Origin of the sequence: Actinoplanes regularis, from assembly GCF_900188005.1 — a bacterium.
GTDB lineage: Bacteria > Actinomycetota > Actinomycetes > Mycobacteriales > Micromonosporaceae > Actinoplanes > Actinoplanes regularis.
In genome coordinates this window covers 123575-140730 of record NZ_FZNR01000021.1, presented here as the reverse complement: position 1 = coordinate 140730, position 17156 = coordinate 123575, and the positions used below count along the sequence as shown (strand labels likewise).

Below are 17156 nucleotides of genomic sequence, written 5' to 3'. Positions count from 1 at the left end.
GCTGACCAAGCGCCCCCAGATCAAGGCCATCGTGCACTTCGACACGAAGAAGGACGACCAGGGCGACCGCGACATCAGCATCGACAGCACCAAGAACAGCCTCGCCTCGTTCAAGAAGCTCGCCGCCAACCCGATCTTCAACGTCAAGCTCGGCTGACCCACACGAACAACGCAAAGCGCCGCCCGGAACCCCTTGGGTTCCGGGCGGCGCTTTCGTATTCGAACCCGGTTCGACCTTGCCGCCGTACGCACAAATCGCATTGGAAGCGGCCCTTCTGGGCTGATCGTCGGCGCTCTGGCAGGAAGTAGGGTTCCGGTTATGGGGGACGGCTACCAGGCTCGGTTGTCGCCGAAGTGGCGGCGGGCGCTGCTTCTGCTGGCCGCGGTCCTGGTCGCCCCGGTGCTCCGGTTGGAGGTCGTGGGGCTTCCGGCCGTTCCGGGGCGACTGGTCGCGATCGCCCTCGCGGCGGGGCAGGTGACAGCGCTCTGGTGGCTGGACCGGGCGCCCCGGCGGATCTTCGCGGTAATTCTGGTGACCGGCGCGGGCCTGCAACTGCTGGTGCCCCAGCTCGGGCCGGGGCTGGTGTTCGTGGTGCTGTGCACCTTCGCGTGGTCCCGGCCCGCCCGGGAGAGCCTCTGGGGGCTGGGCGCGACGATCATCGCGGTCTGCGGGCCGGTCGCGGCGCAACGACACTGGACCCTGGCCGGGGTCTGGCTGGCGGCGTCGCTGCTGGCGTGGAGCTGGGGAGCACTGGGCCGGGCCCGCGAGGCCCGGCGGGAGGCCGAGCGGCGGCAGGCGGTGCTCGAGGAGCGCGGGCGGATCGCCCGGGAACTGCACGACGTGCTGTCCCACACGGTCTCGGTGATGGTCGTGCAGGCAGCGGCGGCTGACGACGTCTTCGATCGGAACCCGGGGCAGGCGCGGGAGGCGATCCGGCGCACCGAGGCGGCGGGGCGGGAGGCGCTCGCCGAGCTGCGCAACTTCCTGCACACCGTACGGGAGGGTGATCAGCCGGACCCGATGCGGCCCGGCGGCGAGGGGCCACCGCAACCCACGCTGGCTGATCTCGACCGGCTGGCCGGGACGGTGACCGGGGCCGGGGTGGCGGTGACCCTGCACCGCGAGGGCGACACTGAGGTGCCCGCCGGCGTGCAATTGTGCGCGTACCGGATCGCTCAGGAGGCTCTGACCAACGTCCTGCGGCACGCCAACGCCGCCGAGGCCGACGTGATCGTCCGGGTCACCGGCACAGCGGTGGAGCTCGAGGTACGCGACGACGGCGACGGCTCGGGAGCCGGGGCCGGCAACGGCATCCGGGGCATGCGGGAACGCGCCACGCTGCTCGGTGGCACGCTGACCGCTGGATCGGATCCCGAACGGGGCGGGTTCGTCGTGCGAGCACACCTGCCCTGGCGGGCCGGCGCATGACCGGGCGCGCACCGGAGGAACCGGAGCCGGGGACCATCCCGGGTGTTGATCGTGGGCGACCAGGCGCTGGTCCGGGAGGACGTGGCATGACCATCCGGGTGTTGATCGTGGACGACCAGGCGCTGGTCCGGGTCGGCTTCCGCATGATCATCGAGGCCCGGGACGATCTCGAGGTGGTCGGCGAGGCCGGCGACGGTGACCAGGCGGTTCGGCTGGTCGCGCAGACGCGGCCTGATGTCGTACTGATGGATGTTCGTATGCCCGGGATGGACGGGCTGACCGCGACCGCCAAGCTCACCGCGGCCCCGGGCGCGCCTAAGGTGATCATTTTGACCACCTATGACCTGGACGAGTCGCTGTACGCGGCGTTGCGGGCCGGGGCGAGCGGCTTCCTGCTCAAGGATGTCCGGCCCGGCGAACTGGCCGAGGCGATCCGGGTTGTCGCCCGGGGTGAGGCGCTGCTGGCGCCGACAGCGACCCGTCGGCTGCTGGACCACTTCGTCGCCGCTGATATGACCCCGCCCGGTGCGGACGCCCGCTTGGAACGGCTGACCGGCAGGGAACGCGAGGTCCTGGAACTGTTGGCGCGCGGGGCTTCGAATGCGGAGATCGCGGTACGGATGACCGTGACCGAGGCGACGGTGAAGACCCATGTCTCCGCCGTCTTGCGCAAACTCGACGTTCGCGATCGGGTGCAAGCTGTCGTTCTCGCCTACGACCTCGGGGTGGTTCGGCCCCGACCCTCCTGAGGTGGGACGTTTCATTCTGCCGGAGGTCCACGGCCGACAAGATCGCCTCCAGCCCGAGCATGGCCTGCCATCACTCATCCTGAAGTCGTAGATCGAGGACCACTCCTACGCCGGAGGATCGGAAACACCGGAGTTCCTAGCGTCAAGGCATGACCCGAAGAGCCGTAGTCACCCTGCTGATCGTCAACCTCGGGGTCAGCGTGATCTTCGCACTGATCACCCTCGTGCTGCACGGCCCGGTCCTCGCCTACCAGTACGAACATCACCCCGACGCCGATCCGGCCGCACTGTCGCGGACACTGTGGACCCGGCCGATCCCGGTGCTGCTGGTCGCCGTCCTCTACGCGCGCCTCGTCCGTCAGCTTCTGGTGGGAGACCCGCGAGCCCTGCGCCGTGTCCGCATCGTCTCCGTCATGGGCCTGACCGGCGTGACCTGGCTACTTCTCAGCGCGGAATATCCCGCCTGGCTCCGGATCGTCGAGGGCGTACAGCTCCTGCTCCTGGCCGCCTTGGCGATCACGGTCAACCTGCGGGTCGTACGAAACGAGTTCAACGCACCGACGCCGGTCGACATCCGACCGCGCAACCGTCGGGCCGCTTGGACGCTGATCCTGGTCGCGCCGGTGGTCGCCGAGCTGATGCTGGGCAACGTGCCGCTGAAGCAGATCTGGATCTTGCCGGTCTTCATTCCGATCTACGGCGCCGGGGCGCTCCTGATCCGCGAACTGGTACGGCGGACCGGGGGCGGGTTCCGGGCCATGCTGCTGCTCGGGCTCGCCTACGGCCTGATCGAGGAAGGTTTGGCGCTGCGGAGTCTGACCAGCCCGCACATCTACGGTGCGGCCGGATGGGCGCCGCGGCTGCTCGGGATCAACAGCGCGTACACCGAGCTGAACCTGGTCTATCACCCGATCTTCAGCATCACGATCCCGATCGTCCTGACCGAACTGATCTTCGCCGGCCACGGTCCGCGTCAATACCTGCGCCGAGGTGGCCTGATCGTCACGGGCGCGGTCGCCGGGCTGGGGGCTCTGCTGGTGCGGGTGGCGGTGGTGCCGGCCGAGGACCCGGGGTATGACATGCCGGCGGTTGCGGCGGTTGTCATCGTCGCGGTGGCGGGTCTGGTTGCTGTCGGCGCTTTCCGGGTACGCCCGAAGGGTGGCTCCGTTGTCGGCGCGGAGTCGGGTCGCCCCTCCGGCCAGCACGCGTTCCCGCCCACCCAGGGGGAGCCACCACTGGCCATTATCGCGGGAAACAGCGGGTCCGAGCCGGCCGCCTGTGGACAACCCGCCACTGTGGAAGACGCTCGCGCCACCGGTCCCGCCGTTCCCCTGTCCCCCACCGGCCTCACGATCTGGTTCGGCGTCGCAGCCTTCGGTTTCCTCGCGCTGCTGTTCCCGTTCGCCGGCTCGAAGCAGTCGTTCTTCACCCACGGCAACTGGGCGTTCCTCCCGATGATCGCCGCCGCGGCGATCGTCACCGCCGCGGGCGTCCTGCTGCGCCGCTGGAGCGCGAACCCGGCCTGGACTCAGGCGCACCTGCTCGGCGCCGCACTGGGCGCGATCATCGGTCACATCGCGTTCGGCCTGGTCGCGAACGCCGAGACCCTTCCCGACCGCCTCTTCCTGGTGGCGCTGGCAGCGCTGACCACCGCACTGGGCGCCCGAGCGATCCGTCGTCTGAGCCGGCCCACAACACAGCCGGGCCCGTCAACCGTCCTGAATACGACCTCGGCAAATTCGGACTGATCGAGCGGCAACTCCAGCAGCGGCACTGCGGGTACGACGCCTGAGGCCACGGCGTCGCGGATTGGTGCCAGCCGTCGCGTGCCCTCGTCCGGCTGACGTCCCAGCGTTCGTGACGGCGCGTCGTTCCGTCGCTGACCGCTTCTGGGCCTCTGCTTACGCTGGTTGCCTGGTCGCGGTTGATCGCCAGGCGACCGGGCCGGCCCGTCACCGTCGTCGCCGCCGGTCGTCGTCGCTCGGGGCCGGGGTTACGGTCACGTCCAAGGGCGCCGCCTGCGGTTCGGGAATGGGCACTGATGTTTGCCAGCCACGGTCCGTTTCTGGTCACTGCTCCAGCCGCCGCCCACGGTCCGGGAATGGGCACTGATGTTCGCCAGCCACGGTCCGTTTCTGGTCACTGCTCCAGCCGCCACCCACGGTCCGGGGGGAGCGCGTGTTTGCTTGCCAGAGGTAAGGCGGGATCGCGGAAACTTACGGTCCGGCTGGTGCTGATGGTCGTGTCCCGGCCCGGCTTACAGGGTGGCGCAGAGCATGATCACGAGACCTGACAAAACTCGGGAATGACTTCCGGCGAGGATGAACTCGGGGATTCCTGACCTAAGGCGAGCAATCGAATAAGGAGAGTCACGTGAGCAGGATTGTGAGTATCGACTTCTCCTTCAGTCCGTTTCCAGACCTACTGGACATTGTGGACGCGCTGCGCGTCGGCGGCGTCACCCTCGAACAGGGCGAGGTGTGCGTAGTCACCACCGACGGCGACCACACGTGGGAGGACCGAAATCCAACCGATCTCAAGACAGTCATGGAGGAAATGCAGAAGACCGTTTCCGAAAATCAGAGCGTCGGATTCCAGGTAGAATGGCCCGCCGATGAGGAGTCCGGCAAAAAAGGCGGCACAGTTCTCCTCATGCCGCAGCACAATATCTTCTCTTTCGCTCCCGACATGACGACCCTGCCGCATGGACAGGACCCTTGTTCCGTAGGACTGGGCTGGTACCTGGACCGGCTGGGAGCCCTCCTGGCCCCCCTTCATCCCACCTCGATGCGGGCGGCGAACGAAGAGTGATCAGCCCGCCTGGGGGAAGACCTTCTCGACCATGGCGAGCAGTGTGGTGGTCAGCAGCGTGTGCACCTGCTCCCGGGTCAGCACCCCCCGCTGCAGCCACTCCCGCGCCGTGTAGGTAGCCATCCCGACGTACGCCCGGGCCATCCCCCGCAGCGCCTCCCCCGGTTCCGCACCCAGACCCACAGCGGCCAGCACACTGTCGGCCGCGACATCGATCGCCTCGGCGATGACCTGGTCGACGTCCTTGTCACCGGCCATGCCGCCGGCGGTGATCGCGGCCAGCCAGGATGTGCTGTGCCGGGACACCACGTCGAGGAACCAGCCGACGATCGCGTCGGCGCGCTCCGCCGGTGCCCCGGTCGGCAGGCGCTCGAGAGCGACGTCGGGGACGGTCAGCATCACCCGGACGACTTCGAGGTACAGCTCTTTCTTCGTACCGAAATAATGGTTGACCAGGCCGCGGGCGACTCCGGCGCCGCGGGCGACATCGGTGGTGGAGACGTCCGGGTACGGCCGTTCGCCGAACAGGCGCACGGCGACCGAGAGGATCTGCTCGCGCCGCGCGTCCGGTTCCAGCCGGCGTCGCCGGATCACCGGTGGGCGCGCCGTGATGGTCCGGCCGTTCTCGCCGGTGGTGGCCGGCCCTGATGTCGACACAGCGGTGACCTTACGGCACGTCGATCAGGCGACTTCCCGGATGGGGCTTTTGTCAGGATTCAAGAGGGAAGGAGAGATGGATGACGCCAATTCCCCGCCCGCTTGTTGACACAGCGCCAATAGTGATCGAGGGTATGTCGATGCCGACGCCTGGACTGGACGCCTACGCCGAGCCGTGGCGTAAGCCGGAACACGATGATCTGGCCGAGATGGCCCGCACCTTCTTCCTCAAGGAGGTGGTGCCGCACGCCGCCCGCCTCGAGCAGCAGGGCCATCCCGACCGCGAGCACTACCTGAAGGCCGGCGAGCTCGGCCTGCTCGGCCTCTCCGTGCCGGAGGAGTACGGCGGCGGGGGCGGCGACTTCACCCACGAGGCCGTGCTGCTGCACGAGCAGACCCAGACCGGCGAGGGCAGCCTCGGCCTGGCCGTGCACAGCGGCATCGTGACCGGCTACCTCGCCGCGTACGGCACCGAGGAGCAGAAGCGGCGCTGGCTGCCCAAGCTGTGCAGCGGCGAGATGATCGGCGCGATCGGGATGACCGAGCCGGACGGCGGCTCGGACGTGCAGGCGATCCGGACCCGGGCGGTCCGGACCGGCGACGACTTCCTGGTGACCGGCTCGAAGACGTTCATCACCAACGGGTACCTGGCGGACCTGCTGATCCTGGCGGTCAAGACCGATCAGTCCGCCAAGGCGCACGGGATCTCACTGCTGGTCTGCGAGCTGGACGACGCGGCGCCCGGTTTCCGGCGGGGACGCAACCTGGAGAAGATCGGGCTGCACGCGAACGACACCGCGGAGCTGTTCTTCGACGAGTTCCGGGTGCCGGCGGGCAACCTCCTGGGTGGCCCGGACGCCGAGAACACCGGCTTCTACCAGCTCATGCAGCAGCTTCCGCAGGAGCGGCTGGTGATCGGGGTCGGCGCGGTGGGCGCGATGCAGCGGGCGGTCGAGCTGGCCACGGCGTACGCGAAGGAGCGAACCGCCTTCGGCAAGCCGCTGATCGGCCACCAGAACACCCGCATGGTCCTGGCGGACTGCGTCACCCGGACCCGGGTCTCACGGGTTTTCCTGGACGACTGCATCGTCCGGCACGCCCGGGGTGAACTGGATGTGGCGACCGCCGCGATGGCCAAGCTCTACCTGACCGAGGGGCAGTGCGAGGTCGTCGACCGCTGCCTGCAGATCTTCGGCGGGTACGGCTACACCACCGAATACCCGATCGCCCGGATGTACGCCGACGCCCGGGTTCAGAAGATCTACGGCGGCACCAACGAGATCATGAAGGAGTTGATCGCCCGTGCCCTCTGAGGCTTCCCGCAGTGGAAACGAGGCCTACATCTACGACGCGGTACGCACACCGCGCGGGCGCGGCAAGGAGAACGGCGCCCTGCACGGCACGAAGCCGATCACGCTGGTCACCAGCCTGATCGACGCCGTACAGGAGCGGAATCCCGGCCTCGACCCGAAGCACATCGAGGATGTGGTGCTGGGCATCGTCACCCCGATCGGCGAGCAGGGCGCCGACCTGGCCCGCTCGGCGGCGCTCGTCGCCGGGCTGCCGGACACCGTCGGTGGCGTACAGCTGAATCGGTTCTGTGCCTCCGGTCTGGAGGCGGTGAACCAGGCGGCGTCGCGGATCCGCTCCGGCTGGGAGCACCTGATCCTGGCCGGCGGCGTCGAGTCGATGTCGCGCAACCCGATGGGGTCGGACGGTGGTGCCTGGTTCCTCGACCCGGAGACGGCGCTGGCGACCAGCTTCGTGCCGCAGGGTGTCAGCGCCGACCTGATCGCGACGATGGAGGGCTTCAGCCGGGACGACGTCGACGGTTACGCGATCCAGTCGCAGGAGCGGGCCGCGAAGGCGATCGCCGGTGGCGCGTTCAGCCGCTCGATCGTCCCGGTCCGGGACCCGAACGGCCTGGAGATCCTCGCCGTGGACGAGCACCCGCGGCCGGAGACCACGCGGGCCGGGCTCGGCAAGCTGAAGGCGTCCTTCGCGACGATCGGCGAGCAGGCCGGGTTCGACGCGGTGGCGTTGCAGAAGTACCACTGGCTCGAGGCGATCGACCACGTCCACCACGCCGGCAACTCGTCCGGGATCGTGGACGGCGCCGCGCTCGTGCTGATCGGCTCCGAGCGGGCCGGTCGTGAGCTGGGGCTGACGCCGCGGGCCCGGATCGTGGGCGCGGCCGTCAGCGGCACCGACCCGACGCTGATGCTGACCGGGCCGACCCCGGCGACGATCAAGGCTCTGGAGGTCGCCGGCCTCACCACGGACGACATCGACCTGTTCGAGATCAACGAGGCGTTCGCCGCGGTGGTGCTCAAGTACATCCGCGACCTGGATCTCGACCCGGAGAAGGTGAACGTCAACGGCGGCGCGATCGCGCTCGGCCACCCGCTCGGCGCGACCGGGGCGATGCTGGTCGGCACCGTCGTCGACGAGCTGGAGCGGCGCGACCTGCGCCGGGCCGTGGTCACCCTCTGCATCGGCGGCGGCATGGGCGTCGCAACAGTTATCGAGCGTGTTACGGAGTTTGCCGCATGATCGAGTACACCCGGGACGCCGACGGCGTCGTCACGCTGACGATGAACGACCCGGACCAGTCGGCCAACACGATGAACGCCACCTACGTGGCCGCGATGACCGCCGCCCTGGACCGTCTCGAGTCCGAGAAGGACGAGGTCACCGGCGTGATCGTGGCCAGCGCGAAGAGCACGTTCTTCGCCGGCGGCGACCTGCCGACGATGAGCCGGGCCCGGCCGGAGGACGCGCCCGCGCTGTTCGAGCTGCTCGGCACGATCAAGCGGGACCTGCGCCGGCTGGAGACGTACGGCCGGCCGGTCGTCGCCGCGATCAACGGCGCGGCGCTGGGTGGCGGCTTCGAGATCGCCCTGGCCTGCCACCACCGGATCGCCCTGGACGCCCCGGGCACCCGGGTCGGGTTCCCCGAGGTCACGCTCGGTCTGCTGCCCGGTGCCGGCGGCGTCACCCGGACCGTCCGGATGCTCGGCATCGCCCCGGCCCTGATGACCTGGCTGCTCACCGGCAAGCGGCTCAAGCCGGCCGCCGCGCGGGACGCCGGGATGATCGACGAGGTCGTCGCGACACCGGAGGAGCTGATCACCAAGGCGAGGGCGTGGATCGCGGCGAACCCGGACGCCGCCCAGCCCTGGGACCGGCCCGGCTACAAGATGCCCGGCGGCACCCCGGCCACCCCGAAGCTCGCCGTGCAGCTGCCGGCCTTCCCGGCCACCCTGCGCAAGCAGCTCAAGGGCAACCGGATGCCGGCGCCCGAGGCGATCCTGCAGACCGCGGTCGAGGGCGCGCAGGTCGACATCGAGACCGCGTTCACCATCGAGACCCGGCGGCTGATCACGCTGCTCACCGGCCGGATCGCGAAGAACATGATCGGCGCGTTCTTCTTCGACATGCGCGCGGTGAACGGTGGTGCGGCCCGGCCCAAGGTCGAGGTCCCGGCCGCCACCAAGGTCGCCGTGCTGGGCGCCGGGATGATGGGCGCCGGGATCGCGTACGCGTGCGCCCGCGCGGGCCTTCCGGTCGTGGTCAAGGACGTCTCGCTGGAGGCTGCGTCCCGGGCGGTGGCCGAGGGTGACCCGGCCGTGCTGGCCCGGATCAAGCCGACCGCCGACGTCGAGGACCTGCGCGGCTGTGACGTGGTGATCGAGGCGGTCTTCGAGGACCCGAAGCTCAAGCACCGGGTGTTCGCCGAGGTGGAGCCGGTGCTCGCACCGAACGCGCTGCTCGCCTCGAACACCTCCACGCTGCCGATCACGGGTCTGGCCGAGGGCGTGTCGCGGCCGGCGGACTTCATCGGCATGCACTTCTTCTCCCCGGTCGGCAAGATGCCGCTGCTGGAGATCGTGGTCGGGAAGCAGACCTCGGACGCCGCGATCGCCCGCGCGTTCGACCTCGGCCGCCGGATCGCCAAGACGCCGATCGTGGTCAACGACGGGCGCGGCTTCTTCACCAGCCGGGTGATCGGCCAGTTCATCAACGAGGCGATCGGGATGGTCGCCGAGGGGGTTCCGGCCGCCTCGGTCGAGCAGGCCGCGCTGCAGGCCGGCTACCCGACCGGTCCGCTGGCGCTGGCCGACGAGGTCACCCTGACCCTGATGCGCAAGATCCACCTGGCGTATCAGGCGGCCGGGGTGGCCGTCGGTCACGAGCGGGCGCACGCCCTGGTCCAGAACATGCTGGAGAACCACGATCGCTCCGGGCGGTCGTCCGGCCGCGGGTTCTACACGTACGAGAACGGGCGGCGCGGCCGGCTCTGGGACGGCCTCGCCGAGCTGGCCACCGACGAGGGTCGCGCGGTGCCCTTCGCCGACCTGCAGGAGCGGCTGCTGTTCAGCGAGGCGCTCGACGCGCTGCGCTGCCGGACGGAGGGTGTGCTGCGCACCGACGCGGACGGCAACATCGGCTCGATCCTCGGCATCGGCTTCCCGGCCTGGACCGGCGGGGTCCTGCGGTACGTCGAGCAGCACCCGGACTTCAAGGGCCGCGCTGCCGAGCTGGCGGCGCGGTACGGCGAACGATTCGCACCGGCATGACCGAGCGGCAGCCACCCGCACCGAACAGCGATCTCGCAGGCGAGGGCCAGGAGGGCATGCCAATGGAAGCTCAGTCATGACAGCGCTTGACGGGATCCGCGTCGTCGAGCTGGCCGGGCTGGCGCCCGGCCCGTTCGGCTGCATGATCCTGGCCGACCTGGGCGCCGACGTGGTGCTGGTGGAGCGGCCCGGCGAGGCCGGGCCGCTCGCCCCGCCGACCGGTCCGCTGCAGCGCGGCCGCCGCACGGTGACCCTGGACCTCAAGTCGCCGGACGGGCTGGCCGGTCTGCTGTCGCTGGTCGAGCAGGCGGACGTGCTGGTCGAGGGCTACCGTCCGGGCGTCGCCGAGCGGCTGGGCTTCGGCCCGGAGCGGTGTGCCGAGGTCAACCCGCGCCTGGTCTACGGCCGGATGACCGGCTGGGGGCAGGAGGGTCCGCTTGCCCCGGCCGCCGGGCACGACATCGACTACCTGGCGATCGCCGGCGCCCTGGAGCCCCTGGGCCGCGCCGGCGAGCGGCCGCACGCCCCGATCAACCTGCTCGCCGACTTCGCCGGCGGCGGGATGCTGCTCGCCGTGGGGGTGCTCGCCGCACTGCTGGAGCGGGAGCGTTCCGGCCGGGGCCAGGTGGTCGATGCCGCGATGGTCGACGGGTCGGCGCTGCTCACCACGTTCCTGCACGGGATGATCGGTCTCGGGCGGTGGCGGGGCGGCCGCGGGGAGAACCTGCTCGACGGCGGGGCCCCGTTCTACGACACGTACGCGACCGCGGACGGCGGCTACGTCGCGGTCGGCGCGCTCGAACCGCAGTTCTATGCCGCACTGCTCAAGGGGCTGGGCCTGGACGACGACCCGGACCTGCCGGGGCAGTTCGACCATCGGAAGTGGCCGGAGCTGCGGCGGACCTTCACCGAGCGGTTCGCCTCGCGCGGGCGCGACGAGTGGGCGGAGGTCTTCGCCGGGCTGGATGCCTGCGTCAGCCCGGTGCTCTCCCCGACCGAGGCGCCGGCTCACCCGCACAACCGGGCCAGGTCCACGTTCGTCGAGGTGGGTGGTCAGCTTCAGCCCGCCCCGGCGCCGCGATTCGGGCGTACGCCGGCAAGCGTTCCGGAACCGAGCCGGACCGCGACCGTGGCGGAGGTCCTCAGCGGTTGGTCCTGATTCGATGAGGGGCCGCCCAGCCGGACCGTTTGCCGGACCGTCCCGGCTGGGCGGCGTTCGGCGCGGTCTCGAACCGCGCGTGCATATTCCGTCAAATCATGCCGAGACGCACGGGAATCTCCAAACGAGGTACCCGGGTTCGACGCGGTGACGGAGTGAACGGAGGGGGCCGGCCCCTCCGTTCACCGGCTCAGAACTTGAACGCGCTGACCAGGGTCCGCAGCTCCTCGGCGGTCCGGGAGACCTCCTCGCTGGCCATCCGGACCCCACTGACCCCGCTGACCGTGGACTGGCTGGCCGACGAGACGTCGCTGATGTTCGCGGCGATCCGGCTGGAGCCGGCGGCCACCTCGCTGATGCTGCGGCTCATCTCGCCGGTGGTGGCGGTCTGCTCCTCCACCGCCGAGGCGATGGTCGTCTGGAAGTCGTTGATCTGCGCGATGACCTCGGAGATCCGGTTGATCACCTCGACCGCGCCGCTGGTGTCCTGCTGGATGGCGTTGACCCGGGCGCCGATGTCCTCGGTGGCGCGGGCGGTCTCCTGGGCCAGGTCCTTGACCTCGCTGGCGACCACGGCGAACCCCTTGCCGGCGTCGCCGGCCCGGGCGGCCTCGATGGTGGCGTTCAGGGCGAGCAGGTTGGTCTGCTCGGCGATGCTGGTGATCAGCTTGATCACGTTGCCGATCTCGGCGGACGAGTCGCCGAGCTGGCGGATCGTCTCGGTGGCGCGGGCGGCCTCGGAGACCGCGACCGAGGCGACCTTGGCGGCCTCGGCCGCGTTCAGGGAGATCTCCCGGATCGACAGGCCCATCTCCTCGGAGCCGGCCGCCACGCTCTGCACGTTGCGGGAGATCTCGTCGGCCTCGGTCGCGGCCGAGGAGCTCTGCCGGTCGGTGTCGTCGACCGCGACGGCGATCTCGCCGGAGACCTCGGCGAGCTCGGTCGACGCGGTGGCCAGCGCCTCGGAGTCCTTGGCGATGGTGGTCATCGAGTCGCGCAGCTTGTCCAGCGTCCGGTCCAGGCCCTGGGCCATGGCGCCCAGCTCGTCGCGGGCGGTGATGTCGCTGCGCTGGGTGAGGTCACCGCGGTCGAGCGCCTCGATCACCCGGCCGATCCGGGAGATCGGGCCGAGGATCGAGCGGACCAGCGGGATGGCCATGCCGATCAGCAGGACGAGCCCGGCCAGGGCGACACCGATCATGAGCCAGCGGGTCGACCTGATCGTGCTGTCCCGCGCGGCCTCCTGCTCGGCGACCTGCTTGGTCACCGCCTCGGTGAGCGAGTCCAGCTCGTCGTCGGTCTTGTTGTTCATCTCGGAGATCTCGCCGGTCCGGTCGCGCACCGACGCCGGGTCGGCCACTCCGGCCGCGACGAAGTCCGAGATGAAGGTGTTGAAGGCCGTGAAGTCCGGGGCGTAGCTCTTGAACTCGTCGGCGATCGCGCTCGGCAGGCCGCAGGCGTTGACGGCCTCGCTGGCCTCGACCGAGGACTGCACGTCGTCCTTGACGTCCTGCCGGACGTCGTCGCCGAGCGCCGCCCGGTTCGCGTCCACCTTCAGCTCGCTCTGCCGGTTGTTCAGGTGGTTGAGCGCGGCCAGGCCGCACTGCAGCCGGCTCACCTGATCGCCCTGGCCGGCGATCCGGCTCTGCCCGATCAGAGCGATGGCGCCGACGCCGCCGAGCGCGACGGCGCCGGCTGCCACGATGACACCCAGCCGCTTGGCCAGGCCGATATTCTCAAGACCGAGCATCCTTGCCCCCAGGTTCGTCGACTTGCCCACACTTTTCGACCGGGTGGGAGTGCAACTGAGCAAGAGCCCGCCGAACACTTATCGGTTCTTGTAAGACCGGCCCGGTCAGCGCACGCCGGCGGCGTGCTCGCGGTCGTAGTCCCGCTGCGCGGCCAGCACCTGGCCGATCTCCGACTCCAGGAGCTCGATCAGCTCCTTCAGCTTCGCCGCGACCCGCTCACCGAGCGGGGTCAGGCTGTACTCCACCCTCGGCGGGATGGTGGCCTGCACCTCGCGCCGGACCAGCCCGTCGCGCTCCAGCGCCTGCAGGGTCTGGGCCAGCATCTTCTCGCTCACGCCGTCGACGCGGCGGCGCAGCGCGTTGAAGCGGTAGGCGCCGTCGTGCAGGGCGGCGAGGGCGAGACCACCCCAGCGGCCGGTGACGTCGCCCATCACGTGCCGGGAGGCGCAGTCCCGGGCGAAGACGCTGGCGATCAGGTCGTCGGCGGGCTCGGTCACGTGCTCCTCGGTCATGCCCCGAGAATACCCAGCTTTCCTTCGTGAGGGCGCACACCCAGGGTTGGCACTTTCGAAAAGTTAGTGCATTCTTCAGTGCAGTACTTGCCACCCCCTCCAAGGAGCTCCCCATGACCACCATCGCTGTCACCGGCGCCACCGGACACCTCGGTCGTCTCGTCGTCGAGGCCCTGATCAGCCGCGGCGTCGAGCCGGGATCGATCGTCGCCGCGGTGCGCAGCCCGGAGAAGGCGGCCGGCCTGCTCACCCGGGGCGTGCAGGTGCGGGAGGCCGACTACGACCGGCCGGAGACCCTGACCGCGGCGTTCGCCGGCGTCGACAAGCTGCTGCTGATCTCCAGCAGCACGCCGGGAAGCCGGCTCGCCCAGCACACCGCGGTGATCGAGGCCGCGAAGGCGGCCGGGGTCGGGTTCGTGGCGTACACCAGCGTCCTGCGGGCCGCCACCACGCCGATCCTGCTGGCCGCCGACCACAAGGCGACCGAGGAGCTGCTGGCCGCGTCCGGCCTGCCGCACACGTTCCTGCGCAACGGCTGGTACTTCGAGAACTACACGGCCCAGCTCCCGGCGGTGAGGGCGACCGGGGCGTTCCTGGGCAGCGCCGGCGAGGGGCGGATCGCGGGCGCGACGCGGCTCGACTACGCGGAGGCGGCGGCCGCGGCGCTGCTCGCCACGGACGTGCGGCCGGTCTACGAGCTCGGCGGCGACCAGCCGTTCACGATGGCCGAGCTGGCCGCCGAGGTGAGCCGGCAGCTGGGCACCGAGATCGGGTACAACGACGTGCCGGCCGGGCAGCTCGTGGAGATCCTCGCCGGGGCGGGCATGCCGCGCGGCTTCGCCGAGATCCTCGCGGACACCGACGTGCACGTCCGGGAGAGCGGCGCGCTCGACGACGCGGGCACCGACCTGCGCGATCTGATCGGCCGGCCGACCACGTCACTTGCCGACGCGGTCGCGGACGCCCTCAAGGTCTGACCGGCCCCACGTCGATCACGGTAGTAGTTTCGAGGCAGGAGGGATCTCGATGAGCGACAAGCCGCGCAAACAGCCCGGACCGGACCATCCGATCACCATCACGGCGACCGGCCAGCGGGTCCTGGTCACCGTCGCCGGCCGGGTGGTGGCCGACACGCAGAACGCGCTCAGCCTGCGTGAGGCGACCTACCCGGCGGTGCAGTACGTGCCGCTCGCCGACGTCGACCGGTCGCTGCTGGAACGCAGCGGGACACGGAGCTACTGCCCGTACAAGGGCGACGCCGGCTACTACTCGATCACGGTCGACGGGAAGCGGACGGTCGACGCGGTCTGGGAGTACCAGGAACCCTACGACGCGGTCGCCCAGATCAAGGACCACGTCGCGTTCTACCCCGACCGCGTGGAGAGCATCACGATCGGGAACTAGGCCGTACGCAACGCGGTGCGGACCGCCGCCAACTGGTAGCGGTCCGCTTCGTACGGTGTGTACAGCGAAATGCGGTCGATGGTCGTACCGAAGCGGGCTCTGAGCCCCGCCGCGACCGTGGCCGGATCGCCGGCGACCGCGAACGCGTCCAGCATCTCGTCGGTGATCTCCGCCCCCATCGCGGCCCAGTCCTGCCGCCGCGACAGCAGGTTGAGCCGGTCCGCGAGGTCACCCCAGCCGTGCGTCTCGAGCACCGGACGGTACGACGGGGTGGAGGCGTAGAAGGCCAGCTGCCGGCGGACGGCCTCCTCGGCCGCGGCCCGCTGCGCCTCGTCGGCGCCGAGCACGACCATCGCCGACAGGCTCAGGCCGAAGCCGTCGAGCGAACCGCCCCGCGCCTCGCGCAGCGCCGGCAGGATCCGCTCCGACAGGTAGGCGACGCTGGTCAACGGGTGGACGAGGAGCCCGTCGGCGACCCGGCCGGCCACCGCCGTCATCCGCTCCCCCACCGCGGCCAGCTCCACCGGCGGGTTGCCGTGCGGGTTCGGCCCCGGGTCGAAGAAGTCGGTCATCAGCGTGTGCTTGTAGAACTCACCGCGGAACATCAGCCGCTCACCGGTGGCCCACGCGTGCCAGATCGCCCGCAGCGCGGCGACGAACTCCTCCATCCGCGCGGCCGGACGGCTCCACGGCATCGAGAAGCGCCGCTCGATGTGCGGCTTCACCTGTGAGCCCAGGCCGAGCCGGAACCGGCCCTCGGAGATCAGCCGCAGGTCGTTGGCGAGCACCGCCACGTTCATCGGATTGCGGGCGAACGCCACCGCGATCCCGGACTGCAGCGAGATCCGCGTGGTGGCCCGGGCCACCAGGGTGAGCGTGGTGAAGACGTCGTGCCGGGTCTCGGCCGCGCCGAAACCGTCGTAACCGACCTGCTCCGCCGAGACCGCCGCGGCCTCCGCCTCGGCGGGGGACGCGGCGACGGGCGCGGTGAAGTCAACCAACATCACACAGTGATAGCACCAGCGCACCCGGTCAGGTGTGCGGGGTCAGGAAACCGCCGCCCGGATCGCCCGTGCCATCACATCGGTGGCGACCGCGCGGAGCAGGTCCAGGTCCACCTCCACGGTCACCTCCCCGGTGGCCAGGGCGACCACGGCGTCCCCGTCGTGGCGGGAGTGGGCCGGATGCAGGGCGCGGGCGAAGCCGTCGTGGCCGCTCTGGGCGAGAAGGTGGCAGTCGGACTTGCTCAATCGGGCGTCGGTGAGCAGCACGGCGATCGTGGTGTTCTCCCGCCCGAACCGGGCGCCGGGCTGATCGGTGCCGCCCGGCCCGAACCGGGCGCCGGGCTGACTGGTGCCGTCCTGCCCGAACCGGGCGCCAGGCTGATCGGTGCTGTCCCGCCCGAACCGGGCGCCGGGCTGATCGGCCGGATCGCCGCCGAAGACCAGGCGGCCGTCCGGGCCGAGCACGTCGCCCCAGGCGTTGACGACGGCCAGCGCGGTCACCCGGGCCGGACCGGCCCGCCCGTCGGCACGGCCCAGGCCGCCCGGGTCCGAGCGGCCCCGCCACTTGCCGGTGCGCGCGCCGGCGCCGGCTCCGGCCGTACCCACCAGGAACTCCTCGCCGCGCAGGGCGGCGAGCGCGGCGTCGCGCCCGGCCGCGGACGACGGTGGCGTCCCCGCCACCGAGGTGTCGAAGATCGACATGCCGACGACGATCGGAACCGGACCATACTCCGTCGGGTAGCCGAGGCCGCGCTCCCGGAGCACGCCCATCACGCCGTCCGCCGCGGCCAGCCCGAACGCCGACCCGCCGGAGAGCACCACCGCGTCCACCCGGTCGACCGTCCGCACCGGATGCAACAGGTCGAACTCGCGGGTGGCCGGCGCGCCGCCGCGCACCTCACCGGAGCCGACCGTGCCCGGCGGCGGCAGGATCACCGTGACGCCGGTCCCGTCCCCGGTCCAGTTCCCCGCATACGCGGAGAGCAGCTGCGGATCCCCCATCCGGCAAGGCTATAGCGCGCCCGACCGTCCTCTCAGGAACCCTGCTTCAACCCTTCAAGAAACCCCATTTCAACCCCTTCATCCGATACGACCGATGG

15 protein-coding genes are annotated in these 17156 nt (G+C 70.6%); 10 read left to right on the top strand and 5 right to left on the bottom strand.

All coding sequences use genetic code 11. From position 1 onward, the window contains the following. Window positions 1–319 precede the first annotated feature (319 nt). The 4 genes from CHC09_RS36265 (at window position 320) to CHC09_RS36250 (ending at window position 4989) form a co-directional block, all read left to right on the top strand. Window positions 320–1429, top strand: a complete 1110-nt coding sequence (locus tag CHC09_RS36265; RefSeq protein WP_089297799.1) for a sensor histidine kinase — start codon at window positions 320–322, stop codon at window positions 1427–1429. An 86-nt stretch (window positions 1430–1515) separates the two neighbouring features. Then, complete coding sequence (locus CHC09_RS36260) at window positions 1516–2178, top strand: response regulator (RefSeq protein WP_089297798.1); 663 nt, start codon at window positions 1516–1518, stop codon at window positions 2176–2178. 149 nt (window positions 2179–2327) lie between these two features. Further along, window positions 2328–3926, top strand: coding sequence for a hypothetical protein (locus CHC09_RS36255; RefSeq protein ID WP_089297797.1), 1599 nt, complete (start codon window positions 2328–2330; stop codon window positions 3924–3926). A gap of 625 nt (window positions 3927–4551) precedes the next feature. Continuing rightward, entirely contained in the window at window positions 4552–4989 is a 438-nt protein-coding gene (locus CHC09_RS36250; RefSeq protein WP_089297796.1) for a hypothetical protein, read from the top strand. Here CHC09_RS36250 and CHC09_RS36245 read toward each other — a convergent pair whose 3' ends face one another. Then, a complete protein-coding gene (locus CHC09_RS36245) occupies window positions 4990–5646 on the bottom strand; it encodes a TetR/AcrR family transcriptional regulator (protein ID WP_239138746.1) in 657 nt (218 codons plus the stop codon). It lies immediately after the preceding gene. A 140-nt stretch (window positions 5647–5786) separates the two neighbouring features. Here CHC09_RS36245 and CHC09_RS36240 point away from each other — a divergent pair, with 140 nt between their 5' ends. From CHC09_RS36240 to CHC09_RS36225, 4 genes are all read left to right on the top strand, one after another. Next, window positions 5787–6959 (top strand): acyl-CoA dehydrogenase family protein, encoded by a 1173-nt coding sequence (locus tag CHC09_RS36240; RefSeq protein ID WP_089297808.1) that lies wholly within the window; start codon window positions 5787–5789, stop codon window positions 6957–6959. Beyond that, window positions 6949–8199, top strand: a complete 1251-nt coding sequence (locus CHC09_RS36235) for an acetyl-CoA C-acetyltransferase (RefSeq protein WP_203833350.1) — start codon at window positions 6949–6951, stop codon at window positions 8197–8199. Before CHC09_RS36240 ends, CHC09_RS36235 begins: the two co-directional genes overlap by 11 nt. Further along, window positions 8196–10226, top strand: coding sequence for a 3-hydroxyacyl-CoA dehydrogenase NAD-binding domain-containing protein (locus tag CHC09_RS36230; RefSeq protein WP_089297795.1), 2031 nt, complete (start codon window positions 8196–8198; stop codon window positions 10224–10226). The genes CHC09_RS36235 and CHC09_RS36230 overlap by 4 nt, the downstream gene beginning before the upstream one ends. Window positions 10227–10302: 76 nt before the next feature. After that, window positions 10303–11385: a CaiB/BaiF CoA transferase family protein gene (locus tag CHC09_RS36225; RefSeq protein ID WP_143232784.1), complete on the top strand. Its 1083-nt coding sequence runs from the start codon at window positions 10303–10305 to the stop codon at window positions 11383–11385. Window positions 11386–11575: 190 nt separating this feature from the next. On the opposite strand, the gene CHC09_RS36220 is transcribed toward CHC09_RS36225, so the two are convergent. Both CHC09_RS36220 and CHC09_RS36215 read right to left on the bottom strand, forming a co-directional pair. After that, window positions 11576–13135, bottom strand: coding sequence for a methyl-accepting chemotaxis protein (locus tag CHC09_RS36220; protein ID WP_089297794.1), 1560 nt, complete (start codon window positions 13133–13135; stop codon window positions 11576–11578). 105 nt (window positions 13136–13240) lie between these two features. After that, entirely contained in the window at window positions 13241–13648 is a 408-nt protein-coding gene (locus CHC09_RS36215; RefSeq protein WP_089297793.1) for a winged helix-turn-helix transcriptional regulator, read from the bottom strand. A gap of 113 nt (window positions 13649–13761) precedes the next feature. Between CHC09_RS36215 and CHC09_RS36210 the strand changes: the two genes are divergently transcribed. Next, a complete protein-coding gene (locus CHC09_RS36210) occupies window positions 13762–14625 on the top strand; it encodes an SDR family oxidoreductase (protein WP_089297792.1) in 864 nt (287 codons plus the stop codon). Between the two features lie 49 nt (window positions 14626–14674). Next, on the top strand, window positions 14675–15052 hold the full coding sequence (locus tag CHC09_RS36205; RefSeq protein ID WP_089297791.1) for a DUF427 domain-containing protein: 378 nt from the start codon (window positions 14675–14677) through the stop codon (window positions 15050–15052). On the opposite strand, the gene CHC09_RS36200 is transcribed toward CHC09_RS36205, so the two are convergent. Further along, the gene (locus CHC09_RS36200) at window positions 15049–16056 is read right to left on the bottom strand and encodes a TIGR03617 family F420-dependent LLM class oxidoreductase (protein WP_089297790.1); all 1008 of its coding nucleotides are present in this window, start codon (window positions 16054–16056) and stop codon (window positions 15049–15051) included. The two genes, CHC09_RS36205 and CHC09_RS36200, sit on opposite strands and share 4 nt — an antisense overlap. Before the next feature lie 42 nt (window positions 16057–16098). After that, on the bottom strand, window positions 16099–17058 hold the full coding sequence (locus CHC09_RS36195; protein WP_089297789.1) for a P1 family peptidase: 960 nt from the start codon (window positions 17056–17058) through the stop codon (window positions 16099–16101). Window positions 17059–17156 lie beyond the last annotated feature (98 nt).

What these genes read in the sequence shown, in the direction of transcription:
- CHC09_RS36225 (WP_143232784.1), top strand. Translation starts at nt 10,303, where the DNA reads ATGACAGCGCTTGACGGGATCCGCGTCGTCGAGCTGGCCGGGCTGGCG.
- CHC09_RS36255 (WP_089297797.1), top strand. Translation starts at nt 2,328, where the DNA reads ATGACCCGAAGAGCCGTAGTCACCCTGCTGATCGTCAACCTCGGGGTC.
- CHC09_RS36260 (WP_089297798.1), top strand. Translation starts at nt 1,516, where the DNA reads ATGACCATCCGGGTGTTGATCGTGGACGACCAGGCGCTGGTCCGGGTC.
- CHC09_RS36240 (WP_089297808.1), top strand. Translation starts at nt 5,787, where the DNA reads ATGCCGACGCCTGGACTGGACGCCTACGCCGAGCCGTGGCGTAAGCCG.
- CHC09_RS36205 (WP_089297791.1), top strand. Translation starts at nt 14,675, where the DNA reads ATGAGCGACAAGCCGCGCAAACAGCCCGGACCGGACCATCCGATCACC.
- CHC09_RS36230 (WP_089297795.1), top strand. Translation starts at nt 8,196, where the DNA reads ATGATCGAGTACACCCGGGACGCCGACGGCGTCGTCACGCTGACGATG.
- CHC09_RS36200 (WP_089297790.1), bottom strand. Translation starts at nt 16,056, where the DNA reads ATGTTGGTTGACTTCACCGCGCCCGTCGCCGCGTCCCCCGCCGAGGCG.
- CHC09_RS36215 (WP_089297793.1), bottom strand. Translation starts at nt 13,648, where the DNA reads ATGACCGAGGAGCACGTGACCGAGCCCGCCGACGACCTGATCGCCAGC.
- CHC09_RS36265 (WP_089297799.1), top strand. Translation starts at nt 320, where the DNA reads ATGGGGGACGGCTACCAGGCTCGGTTGTCGCCGAAGTGGCGGCGGGCG.
- CHC09_RS36220 (WP_089297794.1), bottom strand. Translation starts at nt 13,135, where the DNA reads ATGCTCGGTCTTGAGAATATCGGCCTGGCCAAGCGGCTGGGTGTCATC.
- CHC09_RS36195 (WP_089297789.1), bottom strand. Translation starts at nt 17,058, where the DNA reads ATGGGGGATCCGCAGCTGCTCTCCGCGTATGCGGGGAACTGGACCGGG.
- CHC09_RS36210 (WP_089297792.1), top strand. Translation starts at nt 13,762, where the DNA reads ATGACCACCATCGCTGTCACCGGCGCCACCGGACACCTCGGTCGTCTC.